The organism is Streptococcus sp. 343_SSPC (assembly GCF_001072385.1).
In the GTDB taxonomy this organism is placed as follows: domain Bacteria; phylum Bacillota; class Bacilli; order Lactobacillales; family Streptococcaceae; genus Streptococcus.
The window spans coordinates 85,878-104,375 of sequence record NZ_JVKU01000016.1; the positions used below are offsets into that span (position 1 = coordinate 85,878).

General features: G+C 42.2%; 17 protein-coding genes and 1 pseudogene. 12 read left to right on the forward strand and 6 right to left on the reverse strand.

The window, feature by feature from the left end; translation table 11 throughout:
• Nucleotides 1-71: 71 nt before the first annotated feature.
• The 12 genes from ADH27_RS04315 to ADH27_RS04370 all read left to right on the forward strand — a co-directional run bounded on the left by ADH27_RS04315 (nt 72) and on the right by ADH27_RS04370 (nt 13,039).
• Complete coding sequence (locus tag ADH27_RS04315) at nt 72-749, forward strand: SatD family protein (RefSeq protein ID WP_048715972.1); 678 nt, start codon at nt 72-74, stop codon at nt 747-749.
• Entirely contained in the window at nt 733-1,437 is a 705-nt protein-coding gene (locus ADH27_RS04320) for a DUF3307 domain-containing protein (RefSeq protein WP_048715974.1), read from the forward strand. The genes ADH27_RS04315 and ADH27_RS04320 overlap by 17 nt, the downstream gene beginning before the upstream one ends.
• A 160-nt stretch (nt 1,438-1,597) precedes the next feature.
• A complete protein-coding gene (gene trmFO, locus ADH27_RS04325) occupies nt 1,598-2,932 on the forward strand; it encodes a methylenetetrahydrofolate--tRNA-(uracil(54)-C(5))-methyltransferase (FADH(2)-oxidizing) TrmFO (RefSeq protein ID WP_048715976.1) in 1,335 nt (444 codons plus the stop codon).
• A 94-nt stretch (nt 2,933-3,026) separates the two neighbouring features.
• Nucleotides 3,027-3,854: an alpha/beta hydrolase gene (locus tag ADH27_RS04330; protein WP_048715978.1), complete on the forward strand. Its 828-nt coding sequence runs from the start codon at nt 3,027-3,029 to the stop codon at nt 3,852-3,854.
• A 39-nt stretch (nt 3,855-3,893) separates the two neighbouring features.
• On the forward strand, nt 3,894-4,634 hold the full coding sequence (locus tag ADH27_RS04335; protein ID WP_048690507.1) for an esterase family protein: 741 nt from the start codon (nt 3,894-3,896) through the stop codon (nt 4,632-4,634).
• A 21-nt stretch (nt 4,635-4,655) separates the two neighbouring features.
• On the forward strand, nt 4,656-5,822 hold the full coding sequence (locus tag ADH27_RS04340; protein ID WP_048715980.1) for an ATP-grasp domain-containing protein: 1,167 nt from the start codon (nt 4,656-4,658) through the stop codon (nt 5,820-5,822).
• Between the two features lie 208 nt (nt 5,823-6,030).
• Entirely contained in the window at nt 6,031-6,999 is a 969-nt protein-coding gene (locus ADH27_RS04345; RefSeq protein ID WP_048715982.1) for a thiamine pyrophosphate-dependent dehydrogenase E1 component subunit alpha, read from the forward strand.
• Nucleotides 7,000-7,015: 16 nt separating this feature from the next.
• Entirely contained in the window at nt 7,016-8,008 is a 993-nt protein-coding gene (locus tag ADH27_RS04350; RefSeq protein WP_048715984.1) for an alpha-ketoacid dehydrogenase subunit beta, read from the forward strand.
• A 439-nt stretch (nt 8,009-8,447) separates the two neighbouring features.
• Nucleotides 8,448-9,491 (forward strand): dihydrolipoamide acetyltransferase, encoded by a 1,044-nt coding sequence (locus tag ADH27_RS04355; protein ID WP_023918161.1) that lies wholly within the window; start codon nt 8,448-8,450, stop codon nt 9,489-9,491.
• Nucleotides 9,492-9,533: 42 nt separating this feature from the next.
• Nucleotides 9,534-11,240 carry a dihydrolipoyl dehydrogenase gene (gene lpdA / locus ADH27_RS04360; RefSeq protein ID WP_031573220.1) on the forward strand — a complete coding sequence of 569 codons (1,707 nt, stop codon included), beginning with the start codon at nt 9,534-9,536 and terminating at the stop codon, nt 11,238-11,240.
• A gap of 58 nt (nt 11,241-11,298) precedes the next feature.
• A complete protein-coding gene (locus ADH27_RS04365; RefSeq protein ID WP_048715991.1) occupies nt 11,299-12,288 on the forward strand; it encodes a lipoate--protein ligase in 990 nt (329 codons plus the stop codon).
• 109 nt (nt 12,289-12,397) lie between these two features.
• Nucleotides 12,398-13,039, forward strand: a complete 642-nt coding sequence (locus ADH27_RS04370; RefSeq protein WP_048715992.1) for a hypothetical protein — start codon at nt 12,398-12,400, stop codon at nt 13,037-13,039.
• Between the two features lie 88 nt (nt 13,040-13,127).
• On the opposite strand, the gene xerS is transcribed toward ADH27_RS04370, so the two are convergent.
• The 6 genes and pseudogenes from xerS to ADH27_RS04395 form a co-directional block, all read right to left on the reverse strand.
• Nucleotides 13,128-14,198, reverse strand: a complete 1,071-nt coding sequence (gene xerS / locus ADH27_RS04375) for a tyrosine recombinase XerS (RefSeq protein ID WP_003001539.1) — start codon at nt 14,196-14,198, stop codon at nt 13,128-13,130.
• Nucleotides 14,199-14,381: 183 nt separating this feature from the next.
• Nucleotides 14,382-15,365, reverse strand: a complete 984-nt coding sequence (locus ADH27_RS04380) for an acetylxylan esterase (RefSeq protein ID WP_048715995.1) — start codon at nt 15,363-15,365, stop codon at nt 14,382-14,384.
• 106 nt (nt 15,366-15,471) lie between these two features.
• A complete protein-coding gene (locus tag ADH27_RS04385; protein ID WP_048715997.1) occupies nt 15,472-16,239 on the reverse strand; it encodes an alpha/beta hydrolase in 768 nt (255 codons plus the stop codon).
• 66 nt (nt 16,240-16,305) lie between these two features.
• Complete coding sequence (ffh, locus tag ADH27_RS04390; RefSeq protein ID WP_009731038.1) at nt 16,306-17,877, reverse strand: signal recognition particle protein; 1,572 nt, start codon at nt 17,875-17,877, stop codon at nt 16,306-16,308.
• Nucleotides 17,878-17,894: 17 nt separating this feature from the next.
• Nucleotides 17,895-18,110, reverse strand: a pseudogene (locus ADH27_RS10405) (2-oxoglutarate:acceptor oxidoreductase).
• Between the two features lie 2 nt (nt 18,111-18,112).
• Nucleotides 18,113-18,445 (reverse strand): putative DNA-binding protein, encoded by a 333-nt coding sequence (locus tag ADH27_RS04395; protein ID WP_003001435.1) that lies wholly within the window; start codon nt 18,443-18,445, stop codon nt 18,113-18,115.
• Between the last annotated feature and the right edge of the window lie 53 nt (nt 18,446-18,498).

Genomic DNA, 18,498 nt, shown 5'->3' on the forward strand with positions numbered 1-18,498 from the left:
TTTTAATAAATGTCTGTTATAATAGACATTTTTGTTTTTTTTCGTTATAATAGACACAAGGAGGTGGGCTTATGTATCTTGCTTTGATTGCAGATGTCATTGATTCCAAAATGGTTCAAGAGCGTTTTGACCTGCAAAAACAGTTAGAAAAAACGCTTCAAACAATGAATGAACTATTTGGAGAATTCATAGCATCCAATTTTACCTTGACCCTTGGTGATGAGTTTCAGGGGCTCTTAAAGGTGGATGCTCCGGTTTTTCAAATCATCGATACCCTGCGTTCTGAACTAACCCCGACTCAACTTCGTTTCGGGATTGGTCTCGGGGAGATTGTAACAGATATTGATCCCTTACAAAGTATCGGTGCGGATGGGCCAGCCTATTGGAATGCACGCGCCGCCATCAATCTGGTTCATCAGAAAAATGACTACGGCAATACCCAGATTTATTTTTCATGCGGGAAGGAAAAGCAAGACTTCTTTGTGAATGCCCTCATCGCTTCCGGGGAAGCCATTCGTTCGGGTTGGCGTGGAAGTCAGGAAGAAATCCTGCTAGATCTTCTTAAGAGGTGTGTATATAGTGAGAATTTTAGTCAGCAGGATTTGGCCCAATCGCTGGAGATAAACCCAAGTGCTCTCTCTAAACGGCTGAAAAGTAGCAGTATCCGGGTTTACTTACGGGGGCGAGCAGCAGCACTAGCTAGTATTCAAAGTTTAGCGAAAGGAGAGGCTTATGACAGGATTATCTAGTATCGTAACAAATCCATACTTGCTTCTCTTGTTGAGTTGTCATTTGTTGTCTGATTATTATTTTCAAAGTCAAAAGATGGCGGACCACAAGGATCAGGATAAGAAGGTGCTCGGGCTTCATATTCTGTATGTAGCTCTGCCTTTATTCGTCGTTTCCCTCTGTCATCTGGATTTGTGGTGGATTTGCTTGATCATTTTGCTGACTCATGCAGGGATTGATTACGGAAAACCTTGGGTGCAGAAGCAATTGAATGTAACAGCCGCATGGACTTTTGCATTGGATCAAGTCTTGCATGTCGGTATCATTAGTTTCCTAGTCCTTTGGGGAGCTAAAAATGGCACGACTTATTTACCTATTGACAGTTTAAAGCTAATCTTTTATGTCCTCCTAGTGGGAAAACCGACCAATATCGTCTTTAAAATTCTTTTTGCTAAGTACCAGCCGACGATGGAGGAGAAAATGGATACCATCACTGGGGCTGGTTCCATGATTGGCTTCTTAGAGCGGTTGATTATCGGTGCCTGTCTCGTCTACGGCCAATTTGCTTCTATCGGTCTGGTCTTTACGGCCAAATCCATCGCCCGCTACAATAAAATTTCGGAGAATCCAGCCTTCGCAGAGTATTATTTAATCGGGTCCTTATTCAGTATCCTATCAGCCCTCTTTGCTGCTTGGTTGTGTCTATAAGAAAACAAATAACAGACTTAGGTCTAAGACAGGAAGGAAAACCCTCCCTGTCTTTTTACTTGGCTTTCTGGTATAATGGACCAAGTAGAAAATTAGAAAGATTTGTGGGTGTCTAACAGTCTAGTGGGGTGGTTTGGATACCCAAAGAGGTATTAGTGTCATGTCTCAATCTTATATCAATGTCATCGGTGCAGGCCTTGCTGGCTCGGAAGCAGCTTATCAGATTGCCCAACAGGGTATTCCGGTCAAGCTTTACGAAATGCGGGGAGTCAAATCTACTCCACAACACAAAACAGACAACTTTGCTGAGTTAGTCTGTTCCAACTCTCTCCGAGGGGATTCTCTAACCAATGCTGTCGGGCTCCTCAAAGAAGAAATGCGTCGTCTGGGGTCTGTCATCCTTGAAGCGGCTGAAGCGACTCGTGTACCAGCTGGTGGAGCACTGGCAGTGGACCGGGAAGGCTTTGCTAGTCGAGTAACGGAAAAGGTATCCCAACACCCACTCATTGAAGTGATTCGCGATGAAATTACAGAATTGCCGACAGACGCGATCACAGTCGTCGCAACGGGCCCTCTAACCAGCGATGCCTTGGCGGAAAAGATCCACGAGCTCAATGGTGGCGATGGCTTCTATTTCTATGATGCAGCAGCTCCAATCATCGATGTCAATACCGTCGATATGAACAAGGTTTACCTCAAGTCTCGTTATGACAAAGGAGAAGCGGCTTATCTCAACTGTCCCATGACCAAACAAGAGTTTATGGACTTCCATGAGGCTTTGGTGAATGCGGAAGAAGCCCCGCTCAACTCTTTTGAAAAAGAAAAGTATTTCGAAGGTTGTATGCCAATTGAAGTCATGGCCAAACGAGGCATCAAAACCATGCTCTATGGTCCTATGAAACCAGTTGGTCTCGAGTATCCAGATGACTACAAAGGACCTCGTGACGGGGAGTTTAAGACCCCTTATGCGGTAGTCCAATTGCGCCAAGACAATGCAGCTGCTAGCCTCTACAATATCGTTGGCTTCCAAACTCACCTTAAATGGGGCGAGCAAAAGCGGGTCTTTCAAATGATTCCTGGTTTGGAAAATGCGGAGTTTGTGAGATATGGCGTCATGCACCGCAATTCTTACATGGACTCTCCAAATCTCCTTGAACAAACCTACCGTTCTAAGAAGCAAGCCAACCTCTTCTTTGCGGGTCAAATGACAGGAGTAGAGGGCTATGTCGAGTCAGCGGCTTCAGGTTTGGTGGCTGGGATCAATGCGGCACGTCTTTTTAAAGGAGAAGAAGCAGCGATTTTCCCAGAAACAACAGCGATCGGAAGTTTGGCTCACTATATTACCCATGCCGACAGCAAGCATTTCCAACCCATGAATGTCAACTTCGGAATTATTAAGGAGCTGGAAGGCCCACGCATTCGGGATAAAAAGGAACGGTATGAGAAAATTGCCGAACGTTCTTTACAAGATCTGGCTACATTTATTGGAAAATAAAGTCAATCAATGAAAAAGTTTGGAGAAATCCAGACTTTTTCTTATAAAAATGGTATAATAAATAAAAATTTAGAATATAGAGAGTTTTCTGACAATGAATAAATCCTACTTTTATTTAGAGATGAAGACACACGAGTTGAAAGTGCCTTATACCGGAAAACTCCGTCGTGTACGAGTCTTATTACCTAAGAATTATGAATTAGATACAGATCGTCGCTACCCTGTGGTTTATTTCCACGATGGGCAAAACGTTTTGTATAGCAAGGAGGCCTATGCGGGTCATTCCTGGAAAGTCATTCCAGCCATTAAGCGAAATCCTGACATTAGTCGCATGATTGTCGTTGCCATTGATAACGATGGTTTGCAACGGATGAACGAATACTCTGCCTGGAAGTATAAGGAGTCCAATATCCCTGGTATGCAATTTGGTGGCAAGGGTGTCGAGTATGGGGAGTTTGTCATGGATGTCGTCAAACCCTTTATCGATCAAGAATATCGAACCCTTGCTGATAGAGAACATACAGCCATGATTGGATCTTCGCTTGGTGGGAATATCACCCAATTTATGGGTTTGGAATACCAAGACCAAATCGGTTGTCTGGGAGTCTTCTCCTCTGCTAACTGGTTGCACCAAGAGGCCTTTGACCGCTATATCGAGCGGAAAAACCTTTATGCAGATCAACGGATCTACATCTATGTGGGGACTGAAGAGGCGGATGATACAGATAAAACGCTTATGGCGGGAAATATCAAGCAAGCCTATATCGACTCATCCCTTCGGTACTATCATGACGTTATTCAACAAGGTGTTGCTTTAGAAAATATCGCCATTCGGATTCAATCTGGGGCTATTCACCACGAAGAAGCCTGGGCTGAGCATCTACCAGAATGCCTTCGCTTTTTAGCAGAAAAATGGGATTAATAGCCTGTAAATAAAGAATTATAGAGAAAGAGGGAACTTATGAATATTGAACATTTAAGCCACTGGAGTGGCCAACTCAACCGCGAAATGTATCTCAATCGCTATGGACATGCAGGGATTCCTGTTGTGGTCTTTGCTTCATCAGGTGGGAGCCATAACGAGTACTATGACTTTGGTATGATTGATGCTTGTGCTCAGTTTATCGAAGAAGGTCGGGTTCAATTCTTCACCCTTTCGAGTGTCGATAGTGAAAGCTGGCTTTGTGATTGGAAAAACCCTCATGATCGAGCAGAGATGCACCGTGCTTACGAGCGCTATGTGATTGAAGAAGCCATTCCTTTCATCAAGCACAAAACAGGCTGGTTTGATCCGATGATGACAACTGGTTGCTCTATGGGAGCCTACCACGCCCTTAATTTCTTCTTGCAACATCCAGATGTCTTCAACAAGGTGATCGCCTTGAGTGGTGTCTATGATGCTCGTTTCTTTGTTGGTGAATTTGGTGGTGACGAAGCGATTTATCAAAACTCGCCATCTGATTATATTTGGCATCAAAATGACGGCTGGTTTATTGACCGTTACCGTCAGGCGGAAATTGTCATTTGTACCGGTCTTGGAGCTTGGGAACAAGATGGCCTACCATCTTTCTACAAACTAAAAGAAGCCTTTGACCACAAAAATATTCCTGCATGGTTTGCTGAGTGGGGCCATGACGTCGCTCACGATTGGGACTGGTGGCGCAAGCAAATGCCTTATTTCTTAGGTCAGATGTATTTATAAGCTAAAAAGGAGGAGACCTCTATGAATTATCTTGTTATTTCACCTTATTATCCGCAAAACTTTCAACAATTTACCATCGAGCTGGCTAACAAAGGCATTACTGTCTTAGGGATTGGTCAGGAGCCTTATGAACAGTTAGACGAGCCATTGCGCAATAGTTTAACAGAGTATTTCCGAGTTGATAACATGGAAAACTGGGACGAAGTGAAGCGAGCAGTAGCCTTTCTTTTCTACAAACACGGGCCAATCGACCGCATCGAATCCCACAATGAATATTGGTTGGAATTGGATGCAGCGCTTCGTGAACAATTCAATGTCTTTGGTGCCAAACCAAAAGATTTGAAGAAAACCAAGTTTAAATCAGAAATGAAAAAACTCTTCAAGAAAGCAGGAGTCCCAGTCGTACCTGGTGCAGTGGTCAAAGCCGAAAAAGACATTGACAAGGCTGTGAAGAAGATTGGGTTGCCATTGATTGCTAAGCCTGATAATGGAGTGGGAGCAGCAGCGACCTTCAAGCTTGAAACAGCAGAAGATGTGGACCATTTCAAGGCAGAATGGGATGGCCATACCGAGTACTTCTTTGAGAAATTCGTCACTTCTAGCGAGATTTGTACCTTTGATGGTCTGGTCGATCGCGATGGTAACATTGTCTTCTCGACGACTTTTGACTATGCCTATACACCGCTTGACTTGATGCTCTACAAGATGGATAACTCTTATTATGTCCTTAAAGAGATGGATCCAAAATTGCGTCAATACGGGGAAGCGATTGTTAAAGCTTTTGGCATGAAGGAGCGTTTCTTCCACATTGAGTTCTTCCGTGATGGGGATGATTATATTGCGATCGAGTACAATAATCGCCCTGCAGGTGGCTTTACCATCGATGTCTACAACTATGCTCACTCGATTGATTTGTACCGTGGCTATGCTGCCATCGTAGCCGGAGAACCTTTCCCAGCTTCTGAGTTTGAGCCACTTTATTGCTTGGCGACTTCACGCCGTGCCAATGCAGCTTATGTCCTTTCAGAGGAAGAAGTCTTGGCCAAATACCAAGATCAGTTCCGCGTGAAGAAAGATATGCCTTCTGCCTTTGCGGAACTTCAAGGGGACTACCTTTACATGTTAACAACTCCAAGTCGTGAAGAGTTGGAACAAATGATTCATGACTTCGGCCAACGCCATCAATAAAATATTCCGATAGGTCTTCCCTATCGGTTTTTTGCTTATCCATAATAAAAACAACTTTGTGAATCTTTTATATAACAGTTTGGGAATTCATATTTATCAGTATTCTAGACGGTTTAGTTTGTGAAAGGAAATGAGCATTTATTTTGACAGTGTTTTCATAGTGAGATAGAATAAAATAGAATGAATAATTGCTTAGAAAGGCGAAATAATGGCAACATTAGATAAAAGTCTCTTATTGGAAATGTTCCGTAAAATGGAAGAAATCCGTCGCATGGACTTAAAAATTGCACAGTTAGTAAAAAAAGGGAAAGTGCCAGGAATGACGCACTTTTCTGTTGGGGAAGAAGCGGCTAACGTTGGAGCGATGTTGGCTTTGAACGAGGATGATCTGCTAACTTCAAACCACCGTGGTCACGGACAAGCCATCGCTAAAGGAATCGATTTGAATGGCATGATGGCAGAAATCCTTGGTAAGTATACCGGTACTTGTAAAGGGAAGGGTGGATCAATGCACATCGCCGACCTGGATGCAGGTAACCTTGGTGCCAACGGTATTGTAGGTGGTGGTATGGGAATCGCAGTAGGTGCAGCCCTTACTCAACAAATGAAAAACACTGGTAAGATTGTTGTTTGCTTCTTTGGTGATGGTGCGACAAATGAAGGTGTATTCCACGAGGCTGTTAATATGGCTTCGATTTGGAATCTACCAGTTATTTTCTACTGTATCAATAACGGTTATGGAATCTCCGCAGACATCAAGAAGATGACCAATATCCAGCATATCCACGAGCGTAGTGCTGCTTACGGCATTCCTGGAATGTTTATTCCTGATGGGAACAACGTTATTGATGTCTATGAAGGATTTAAGAAGGCAGTCGATCACGTCCGCTCTGGTAAAGGCCCTGTCTTGATCGAGAGTGTCACCTATCGTTGGCTTGGTCACTCATCTTCAGACCCTGGTAAATACCGGACCCGTGAAGAAGTCGAAGAGTGGAAGAAGAAAGATCCAATCGAAAACCTTCGCAAGTATCTCCTTGAAAATGAAATCGCGAGCGCAGAAGAATTGGATCAGATCCAAGAAGAAGTAAAAGAAGCAGTGGAAGCTTCAGTGAAATTTGCGGAAGAAAGCCCATTCCCTCCACTCGAATCAGCTTTCGAAGATATTTACGCAGACTAAGGAGAAGTAGAGAAATATGGAAACTAAATTAATGTCTTTCCGCGATACCATTATCCTTGCTATGTCTGAGGAAATGCGTCGCGACGAAAATGTACTCTTGATGGGAGAAGATGTCGGAGTTTTCGGTGGAGACTTCGGAACTTCAGTAGGAATGCTTGAGGAATTCGGTCCAGAACGTGTCCGTGACTGTCCGATTTCTGAGGCTGCGATTTCAGGTGCAGCAGCAGGTGCAGCCATGACCGGACTTCGCCCAATCGTTGATATGACCTTCATGGATTTCTCAGTAAATGCCATGGATGCTATTGTCAACCAAGCTGCTAAAACTCGCTACATGTTTGGTGGAAAAGGGCAAGTGCCGATGACCGTTCGCTGTGCTGCTGGTAACGGAGTTGGATCTGCAGCTCAACACTCCCAATCTTTGGAATCATGGTTTACTCATATTCCTGGTTTGAAAGTTGTTGCTCCTGGTACGCCAGCGGATATGAAGGGACTTCTCAAGTCATCTATCCGTGATAACAACCCCGTTATCATTCTTGAATACAAATCAGAATTCAACCAAAAAGGGGAAGTGCCAGTTGATCCAGACTACACGATTCCACTTGGTGTCGGTGAGATCAAACGCGAAGGTACAGATGTCACTGTCGTAACCTATGGAAAAATGCTTCGTCGCGTGATGCAAGCAGCTGAAGAATTGGCAGAAGAAGGCATCTCAGTAGAAGTAGTAGACCCACGGACTTTGGTCCCACTTGATAAAGAGATCATCATTAATTCTGTCAAGAAAACAGGAAAAGTTGTGCTTGTCAATGATGCCCACAAAACAAGCGGCTATATCGGCGAAATTTCAGCTATTATCTCTGAATCAGAAGCATTTGATTACTTGGATGCACCAATCCGTCGCTGTGCAGGTGAAGATGTACCGATGCCTTACGCACAAAATCTTGAAAATGCAATGATTCCAACGGTTGAAAGCATCAAAGATGCAATCCGTAAAACTCACAACAAACAATAATACATAAAATAAATTATGTGAACAAATTAATCAGACGAGAAGCTTTGTATCTAATAGATGCAAAGTTCTCTACGTCCTTAGTATCTTAGATTAGAGCACGGGCTAAAAGCTCGGAAAAAAGATAAATCTCCTTGACTTCATCGAAGTCTGTGTTGATTTCCTATTTTTCGGTCGCTTTTAAACGCCCTTTGCATCATAAAATTGAACTCGGGCTAAAGTCTGTGTGAAAAAGATAAACTTTCCTAGAAACTAAAGTTTCTTCATCAAGATTCCTATTTTCACTTTGACTTTTAACGCCCTTAGTATCTTATAATTGAATCCGGACGGAGGCCTGTGAAAAAAAGATAGATTTCCTTGTGTTCATCGAACACATCGTCAATCTCCTATTTTTTCTTTGTCCTCTTCGTCCTTGATATCTTAGTATAGAATAGGAGAGGTCATGGCTGATGATAAGCTAAGAGCGACTCCTGCGGCTAGAAAATTAGCGGATGATCTAGGGATCAACCTCTATGATGTTTCTGGTTCAGGCGCAAACGGTCGTGTCCACAAAGAAGACGTGGAAACATATAAAGACACAAATGTGGTTCGCATTTCACCACTTGCAAAACGAATTGCTTTAGAACACAATATTGCTTGGCAAGAAATCCAAGGAACTGGTCATCGTGGCAAGATCATGAAGAAGGATGTCCTTGCTTTCCTTCCTGAGAATATTGAGAAGGATACCATTAAGTCACCTGCTCAAATTGAGAAGGTAGAAGAGGCTCCTGATAATGTAACACCTTATGGTGAAATCGAGCGAATTCCGATGACACCAATGCGTAAGGTGATTGCTCAACGGATGGTGGAATCTTATTTGACAGCACCAACCTTTACATTGAACTATGACGTCGATATGTCTCAAATGTTGGCCCTTCGTAAGAAGGTATTGGATCCAATCATGGAGGCAACTGGCAAGAAAGTCACTGTAACAGATTTGCTTTCACTTGCAGTGGTTAAGACCTTGATGAAACATCCATACATTAACGCGTCATTAACGGAAGATGGCAAAACCATCATCACTCACAACTATGTCAACTTGGCTATGGCGGTTGGGATGGACAATGGACTGATGACACCGGTTGTCTATAACGCAGAAAAGATGACTTTATCAGAGTTGGTGGTAGCCTTCAAGGACGTTATCGGACGGACCTTGGACGGTAAATTAGCACCAAGCGAATTGCAAAATTCAACCTTTACTATCAGTAACTTGGGGATGTTTGGTGTTCAATCTTTTGGACCGATTATCAACCAGCCGAACTCTGCCATTCTTGGGGTTAGCGCAACTGTTGAAAAACCAGTTGTAGTTAATGGTGAAATTGTCATTCGTCCAATCATGAGCTTGGGCTTGACCATTGACCACCGCGTTGTCGATGGGATGGCTGGTGCCAAATTCATGAAAGACTTGAAAGCCTTGATTGAAGACCCGATTTCAATGTTGGTCTAATCAACGAGAGAGAATAGAAACAAGAAAAAAGAGGGAAATAAAATGGCCTTAGAAGTAATTATGCCAAAAGCCGGCGTAGATATGACCGAAGGACAAATCGTTCAGTGGAATAAAAAAGTCGGCGAATTTGTAAAAGAAGGAGAAATTCTCCTTGAAATCATGACAGATAAAGTCAGCATGGAATTGGAAGCTGAAGAAGATGGCTACCTGATTGCTATCTTGAAAGGGGATGGCGAGACTGTTCCTGTAACAGAAGTGATTGGTTATCTTGGTGAAGAAGGGGAGAACATCCCAACAGCTGGAGCAGCAACACCAGAAGCGAGTCCAGTGCCAGCTGCAGCAAGTGCTTCAAATGATGACAATAAGAGCGATGATGCTTATGATATCGTTGTTATTGGTGGTGGACCTGCTGGTTATGTTTCTGCCATTAAAGCAGCTCAATTGGGTGGTAAGGTTGCCCTTGTTGAGAAATCTGAACTTGGTGGAACATGTTTGAACCGCGGATGTATCCCAACTAAGACTTACCTACATAATGCTGAAATCATTGAAAATATCGGTCATGCGGCAAACCGTGGGATCATCATTGACAATCCTAGCTTCACAGTGGATATGGACAAGGTTCTTGAAACTAAGAACAAGGTCGTAAATACTTTGGTTGGTGGTGTTGCAGGACTTCTTCGTAGCTACGGAGTTGATGTTCATAAGGGGATTGGTACCATTACGAAGGATAAGAATGTCTTGGTCAATGGCTCTGAATTACTTGAAACTAAGAAAATCATCCTTGCTGGTGGTTCAAAAGTCAGCAAGATTAACGTTCCTGGCATGGAATCATCCCTTGTAATGACCAGTGATGACATCTTGGATATGAATGAAGTCCCAGAAAGCCTTGTGATCATTGGTGGTGGGGTTGTTGGTATCGAACTTGGTCAAGCCTTCATGACCTTTGGTTCAAAAGTAACGGTTATTGAAATGATGGACCGCATCGTGCCAGCCATGGATGCAGAAGTATCTAAGAACCTTCGTTTGATCCTTGAGCGCAAGGGTATGACTATCTTGACAGATACTAAACTGCAAGAAATCATTGAAGAAGATGGCAAACTCCGTATCAAGGTTGAAGGAAAAGACGATATCATTGCAAACAAAGCTCTTCTTTCAATCGGTCGTGTTCCAGATCTTGAAGGAATCGGTGAAGTGGAGTTTGAATTGGATCGTGGTCGTATCAAGGTCAATGAATACATGGAAACATCTGTTTCAGGTATCTATGCGCCAGGTGATATCAATGGTACTAAGATGTTGGCTCACGCTGCCTTCCGTATGGGTGAAGTTGCTGCTGAAAATGCCCTTAAAGGAAATCACCATGTTGCTAAATTGAACTTGACTCCTGCAGCTATTTACACACTTCCTGAAGTTGCGGCTGTTGGTTTGACAGAAGAACAAGCTCGTGAGAAATATGATGTGCAAATCGGTAAATTTAATTTTGCCGCAAACGGACGTGCCATTGCATCAGATGCGGCTCAAGGATTTGTTAAAGTCATTGCTGACAAGAAATATGGTGAAGTTCTTGGAGTTCACATCATTGGTCCAGCAGCAGCTGAATTGATCAACGAAGCTTCAACTATCATTGAGATGGAAATCACTGTAGAAGAAATGCTCAAGACCATCCATGGGCACCCAACCTTCTCAGAAGTGATGTACGAAGCCTTTGCGGATGTACTTGGAATGGCCATCCATTCACCTAAGAAGAAATAAGAATAGATAGATTAGACTGGAATTATTTTCCAGTCTCTATCGTATTAGAAGGTATCTTATGAAATACATTATCAATCATTCAAACGACACTGCTTTTAATATTGCTTTAGAGGAATATGCTTTTAAGCATCTTCTTGATGAAGATCAAATCTTCCTTCTTTGGATCAACAAACCATCTATCATTGTAGGTCGTCACCAAAATACCATCGAAGAAATTAACCGTGACTATGTACGCGAAAACGGTATTGAAGTAGTCCGTCGAATCAGTGGTGGTGGAGCTGTTTACCATGATTTGAACAACCTAAACTATACAATCATTTCAAAAGAAGATGAAAACAAGGCCTTTGACTTCAAAAGCTTCTCTACTCCAGTTATCAATACTTTAGCTGAACTTGGTGTTAAAGCTGAATTTACAGGCCGTAACGACTTAGAAATCGACGGTAAGAAATTCTGTGGCAATGCCCAAGCCTATATCAATGGCCGTATCATGCATCATGGTTGTCTTCTTTTTGATGTTGATTTGTCTGTCCTTGCCAATGCTCTCAAGGTGTCTAAAGACAAGTTTGAGTCTAAAGGGGTTAAATCCGTTCGTGCTCGTGTGACCAATATCATCGACGAGTTGCCAGAAAAAATCACCGTTGAAGAGTTCCGTGACCTGCTTTTGGACTACATGAAGAAAGAATATCCTGAGATGACAGAATATGTCTTCTCAGATGAAGAATTGGCAGAGATCAACCGTATCAAGGAAACCAAGTTCGGTACCTGGGATTGGAACTATGGGAAGTCCCCTGAATACAATGTCCGTCGTGGCACAAAATTCCCAAGCGGTAAGGTTGAAATCTTCGCAAATGTCATTGAATCCAAAATCCAAGACATCAAAATTTACGGTGACTTCTTCGGTATCGAAGACGTTGCAGCAGTAGAAGATGTTCTTCGTGGCGTTAAATACGAACGTGAAGACGTCCTCAAAGCCCTTCAAACCATTAACCTGGGCCGTTATTTTGCAGGTATCGCTGCAGAGGAAATTGCTGAAGCAGTGGTGGAATAAAGTAAAAGATATCCATTTAACATGGATATCTTTTATCTTAAACTTGATATTTAAATACCATGAGTGTACAATATAGAAGAAATCTGAACAAAAAAGGGGATCATTTTCAATGATGAAAATTCCAGTTGAAAATCTTGGTCTATTTGAACAGTTAGATCGTATAGTAGTGGCTTTTTTTAGCAAGCAACAACCTTCAAGTCCATATGATTTGAAAATCAGTATTACACAAGGACACCTTGACCAGAAAAAGCAAGAGCTCGAACCATTAGGCTATCAAGCTGTGCAACTACCATTAGGAATGGCTTTAGATAATATCATCCAGCAACCTCATTATAAAAATTTAATCCTTGGCGGACTTGCTCCCGACGAAATTATAGTCAGTAAAGAAGAATTAATGCCTTTGAAAGATATCGTGGATAGCTTTTGTATTATGTACGCTGCAGCGAATAACAGACTAGAAAATAGTAAGGCTTATGAACTAATGAAAGATAAGACGGTTTATTTTATTGGTCAACTATTTACAGATTTTCCAAAAGCCGGTGATGAAATTGCTTATTTAGGAATTGATCGAATAGCGAGTGACGGTACACCATACGAAGCAGTTAAATGCTTTTTAACGGAAGGGAGTGCAGAGAAGTACAATAGTGAGAAAAGACCCGTCACCCCAGCAAATCTGGCCTATCTAAAATCATTTTGGGGAAAGCCAGTTATTATTGAGCCCCACCGTAATTATTGGATCGAATTTTTATAGAAAGTATAAAAGAGCGTAAGATTCCATAAAAAAATCTTACGCTCTTTTTCTAATAGAATAGCTGTTACATAATTTACGTTATGTAATTTTATAAACTATCCAAGGCATTTTTCTGCTCATCATTAACGATATGCGTATACAAGTCAGTAACTTGTGTGCTAGCATGTCCCAGCTGGTGACTGACCAAAACCTGTGATTTGGTTGCATCATAAAGACGTGTTGCTAATGTATGGCGAAGCTTATGGGGTGTCACGCGGACTTTGAAGTCTTCAGAATACTTGGCGACCATCTTTTCAACACTAGAAGCATCAATACGGTTTGGAACACCTCGATACAAGGTCAGAAAGAGAGCTGTATCGGTCTTTTCTGTCTTGTACCGTTTGTCTCGAATAGCGAGATATTGCTCCAGATAAGGCTTCGCAAAGGCAGCAACATTGACTGAGTCTCGTTTTCCACCTTTTCGAGTGACGTCAATGACCATCATCTTAAGATTAAGGTCACGAAGGTCCAAATTGACTGCCTCAGATAAACGGACACCAGAGGCAAGAAGGAGTGCGATAATGGCTAAATCTCGCTCTTTATTCTTATTAAAGGAGGATAAGGCGCGATTTGAGAGTGTCTGAGGATACTCCTGGTCGATATAGTTAAGAAAACCTTCTGTTTCATCGCCTAAAAAGAGCTTTTGTTTGATATTTTCAGCCCGTGCCGCCAAAGTTTCTTTCTTTTTCTTGGTAGCAACCTTCTTCATGACGTTGCGGTAGAAATAAGGTTCTCCTTGCTCATTTTCAACTTCCTCAGTCAAGTATTTATAGAGACTGGAAAGTGCAGAAAGGGTACGGTTAATCGTTGTTTGGGAAACCCCGTTTTTTGTCGTATTGGCATTGAGCAGAGGACGTTCACGTAAGTAAAGAATAAAGGATTCCATGTCTTTCTTGGTCATGTGCTCCAGGACGTCTAAAGGGATCTCGGCCATGGTATCAGCATCCGATATACCAGATTCTAAGACCCAGGTGAAAAATCGATCGTATTCCTTTAAGTATTCGTACAAGGTTGTAAAACTGTATGGAACAGCCAGTTTCGATTGGTAATATTCCAATACATACCAGGGCATGACTTGTTTGAGTTTATCAATCCGTTCTAATAAGATCTCGCGTTTCATGTTTTTCTCCAAATCTTTCTATACTAGTAGTATAGCATAGCCAGATATATTTTTCAAGAAAATTATAGTTTTTCGGAAAGATGCCATAGGGAATCTATAGGACTGTTTTCTATATTCTATACCTTTTAAACACAAAACAATCAGCAAATCTCACGGATCTACTGATTGTTTTTCTCCTGTATTTTATTTTTCTACATATCGAAAGGAAATCTTGCTACCACAAAGCCAATTATAGACTCGATCATTAACTTGGACGTTCATAGCTTCATGGGCATATTCTGGCATGATGAAATGCTCTTTTGGACATTCTAACCGATTAAAAATGGCAAACTGTGTCAAAGGATAACAGACATCATCATCTAACCCTGTAATCATGTGAACCTGTCCTTTAATGCGATGGGCAAAATTTTTCACATCAATGTAGGCTAATGTGTCCATAATTTGGTCTTCCGTTTCATGGAAGGGATCGTGGAATTTGAAATAACGAAAAAGCTCGTCATAGGCTTCACTGGTGTTTCCAATCTCTAATACACGTCTGAAATCCGATAAGAATGGATAAATGGCAACTGTTCGTTGGATTCGGGGATTCAATCCGGCAGCAACCAGGGCCAAGGCACCACCTTGAGAGGCTCCATAGCTGGCGAGTTTGCTGTTGTCAACTTGAGGAAAGCTAGCTACAATTTCTATTAACTGGTAAAGATCTAAGTAGACATCCTTATAAAATAGCTCATCTGGACCTTCCACAGCTCCGCGGATAATCTGTCCTTTTACAGTATTTCCAAGTGGTGACCGATCTCCGTCTGTTGAATAGCCTGATTGACCTCTTACGTCCATAGAGACGACACCATAGCCAGCTACTGTATAAGCCAGCATGTCTGTCCAATCCCAACAACGGCCCATATAACCATGAAAATGGAAAATAACTGGAATCTTTTGATCTGTTTTTGGGAAAACAACCCGCGCATAAACAAGACCATCTCGTGTCCCTTTAAAGGTTAATTCATAACAAACAACATTTGGAATGCTGAAATCTTGTTCTTCGAGCTTGTATTCAGGAAGTTCAGCAAGGTTTGCTAAGCCTTGATCCCAGAAAGAATCAAAATCTGCCGGAACTTCATCACGACCTTTGTATTCTTTCATTGTCTCTAGAAATTTCGGATCTTTCATAAAATCCTCCTTAAGGATGTTGTAATCGCTACCAAAAATGTACCATATTTACTTAAGGATTGCAAGAGACAAATAAAAATTACATAACCGAAATTATGTAATTTACTTATAGATTCAAAAATAGACTTAATTGTTTCACTAGATCTAGATTAGTGGGTAAAGCTGAATGGTGAGCCTTGCGTCCTTTTAAATTTACTTCTGTATAGGCTTGTTTCTCAAAAATTGATTGTGCTGCTTGTGCACTAGAAAGAGGGACGATGCCGTCTGATTTCCCAGCAAAGCTACCAACAAAGTTTAGGACCTCTACTTCTTTTCCTAGGCGATGCTTCCACCTTTGAAAATCATCATACATCTCTTGGTTGAATTGGTAAGGACTACCAATAATAACCAGCTTGCTTACGGTCAGCTTTTTCTTTTCTAAAAAGCCACTTTCCAATAAACCAGTCAAAACTAGTCCACCATTGGAGTGCCCTACTGCCTTAAACTCTGTGAAATAATAGTGGTCAAGAAGGTAGGTTAATGCGAGCTTAAGGGATTCGATTTGCTGCTTGATATTGCTGTAGCCATCTCGATTGTTCTCAAAGCCAATCACAATCATCGGATTTGGCTCTTTGGTATTCAGTCTTCCTTCCATCTCGATAGAATCATCTTTATTGACTTTTATTTTTAAGAGACTCTGTTTTTTTCTAGAAAAGCGATGGAGCATGCGGATGGTTCCATTGAATCGCTGGATACTGGCTGAACTCCCAGGTACAAAGATGATTGGTCTGATTGGTGGTTTCTTTGACCCTTTAGGAAATTCAAAGGGCTTGCTGTGCGAAGAAAACAATCTTGCAAAGAAACGAATGACTTGTTGAAATAATTTTTTTAACATCTTTCCTCTAGTAGTAGTTTCTAAAAGAACCTAGAACAGTGTGTTCCAGGCCCTTATTAGAAACGATTATTTCCGTTTTTTCTTATTTTTTCGCATTTGTTTGGCCATCTTATTCATCGCCCGTTTCATCATAAATTCACCGGCTTTTCCTTTGAGACCACCACCGAACATTTGGCTCATATCAGGCATTCCAGCGCCTCCGCCAAGAGCTGACAAGTCAGGCATGCCACCTTGTCCCATCATGCCTTCGAGGGCAGACATATCAGGCATTCCACCAGGCATATTCTTCGGCATATTATTTGGATTGAGCCCCATTTGTTTCATCATCTTGTTCATATCGCCAGAGAGGACACCTTGCATCATTTGCTTGGCTTGGTTAAAGTCCTTGATGAATTTATTGACTTCGACAAAGCTATTTCCTGAACCAGCAGCAATCCGACGACGACGGCTTGGATTTAACAAATCTGGATTTTCCCGTTCAGCTGGTGTCATGGATGATACGATCGCACGTTTGCGAGCAATTTCTCGTTCATCGACCTTGAGGTTCTTCATGGCAGGATTATTAGCCATACCTGGAAGCATCTTGAGCAGGTCTTCCATTGGTCCCATGTTTTGGACTTGGTCTAACTGATCGATGAAGTCGTTGAAATCAAAGGTGTTTTCTCGCATCTTCTCAGCGAGTTCAAGGGAACGTTTCTCATCGTATTCTTGAGAAGCCTTCTCGATCAGCGTTAGCATATCCCCCATACCAAGGATCCGACCAGACATGCGGTCTGGGTGGAAGGTTTCGATATCAGTAATTTTTTCACCAGTACCAGTGAACTTGATTGGTTTTCCAGTAATCTGACGGACAGAAAGGGCCGCACCACCACGGGTATCCCCATCGATCTTGGTCAAGATGACCCCAGTTACTTCGAGTTGTTCGTTAAACTCACGCGCTACATTGGCCGCTTCTTGACCGATCATGGCATCGACAACCAAGAGGATTTCATTCGGCTCAGCAAGGGCTTTGACGTCACGCAACTCACCCATGAGTTTTTCATCGATTTGCAGACGACCCGCTGTATCGATCAAGACATAGTCATTGTGGTTGGCTCTCGCCTGCTCCAAACCTTGACGTACGATCTCCACTGCAGGGACTTCTGTACCAAGTGAAAAGACAGGGACATTGATTTGCTGACCAAGCGTCTTTAACTGGTCAATGGCCGCTGGACGATAGATATCGGCCGCAATCATCAAAGGACGTGCATTTTCTTCCTTGACCAATTTGTTGGCCAATTTCCCAGCAAAGGTTGTTTTACCAGCCCCTTGAAGACCGACCATCATGATAATGGTTGGAATCTTTGGAGATTTGATAATGTCTGCTGTTTCTGAACCCAAAATCGCTGTCAATTCTTCATCGACAATCTTTACGATTTGTTGGGCAGGGTTGAGGGTTTCGATGACTTCATGACCTACGGCCCGCTCACGGACGCGTTTGATGAAGTCTTTTACAACAGGAAGGGCAACGTCGGCCTCTAAGAGGGCTAGACGAATCTCTTTGGTTGCCTCTTGGACATCTGCTTCAGAGATTTTTCCTTTCTTACGAAGATTTTTAAAGACGTTTTGTAAACGTTCGGTTAAGCTTTCAAATGCCATTATTTTCTCCTATTTTTTCAATTCAGTGGAAATCGTCCGAAATGTTGCAAACATTCTAGTTCTTCGGGTGTGACTTCTTTCATGATTTCATTTGGATATCCCCAACAGCTAAAACCTATTTGCATAGCTTTGGAGATATCATTGGGCGAGATAATCTGTAGTCAAGTAGGAAATACTTCCTCTGCGACTAATAGTTTGCAAGGTATTCCTTGATAAATGACGAGACTGCCCATCATCACTCCCGATTATCAATGCTTGATAAAATTTCAACCTGCTCTTGTAGAAAAGTATCTTCCGGATAGCGTTCTAAAATCTGATCAAAAATCTGGCTGCGTACAATGTAGTCAGAGTACATATGCAACTTCATCTCATAATCCTCTAGAATCTTCTCTGTCCGCTTAATATTGTCATAAACCGCCTGACGACTGACCCCAAACTCTTCCGCAATCTCAGCTAAGCTGTAGTCATCTGCGTAATAAAGCTCGATGTAGTTCATTTGCTTGTCCGTCAAGAGCGCTGCATAAAACTCAAAGAGCGCATTCATTCGGTTGGTTTTCTCAATTTCCATACTTTTCATTATATCAAAAAAGCCCGCCAAAGACTAGCGGGACTTCATGCTTT